The 784-nt window shown below is 43.4% G+C and carries 1 protein-coding gene; it reads left to right on the top strand.

Annotated features, from left to right (window positions below; translation table 11 throughout):
• On the top strand, window positions 1-609 hold a 609-nt coding region (locus B4237_RS00245; protein ID WP_286940744.1), incomplete at its 5' end, for a dienelactone hydrolase family protein.
• Window positions 610-784: the final 175 nt, after the last annotated feature.

Below are 784 nucleotides of genomic sequence, written 5' to 3'. Positions count from 1 at the left end.
GGACGTAATGAATACACAGAACAACGTGCTCGTGAGCTTGCTGAGCATGGCTTCGCCGCACTCGCAATTGATATGTATGGCGATAAACGAGTCACCACAGAAGTTCCTCAAGCATCGGCTTGGATGAATCAAACATTTGAACAAGCGGACACCATCGTTAATCGAGCACAAGCAGGTTTAGCAACTTTAGCTGCGCAACCCGAAGTGAATACTGAAAAATTAGCGGCGATTGGTTTTTGCTACGGTGGTAAAGTGGTTCTTGATTTAGCACGTTCAGGTGCTGATATTAAAGCCGTTGTAACGTTCCATGCTGTGTTGGCAGCAAGCGCCCCAGCGGAAAAAGGCAAAGTGAAAGCTGAGATTCTTGTGTTACATGGCGAACTAGACAGCATGGTGACTTTGGACAATGTAGCAAGTTTCCGTCAGGAAATGCACGATGCTGACGTTGATCATGAAGTCGTGATTTTTGAAGATGCAAAACATGGTTTTAGTAATCCGCTTGCGGATGAACGTGCTAAAGCGAATAACGTGGATTTAGGCTATAACGCTGAGGCTGAACATCAGGGGCTTGAAGCCATGTATGAGTTGTTAGATAAGCATTTAAAATAAAAAGTCGAACTCTAAACTGCACTCAAAAAACCTTGAAAACATTTACTAGGCTACTAGGAAGTCTGAACATTAAAATCTTGTAAATATTACTGGTGCTAAGGCGACATGGATGTCGCCTGTTGGACTGCATTACATGGATGTAATGTCAGTCCAACAAATGCCTTTGGTTACTTTG

Origin of the sequence: Acinetobacter sp. UBA6526 (genome assembly GCF_002434875.1) — a bacterium.
GTDB lineage: Bacteria > Pseudomonadota > Gammaproteobacteria > Pseudomonadales > Moraxellaceae > Acinetobacter > Acinetobacter venetianus.
Note: the sequence above shows the minus strand (reverse complement) of the source record. Positions and strands in the feature narration are given on the sequence as shown.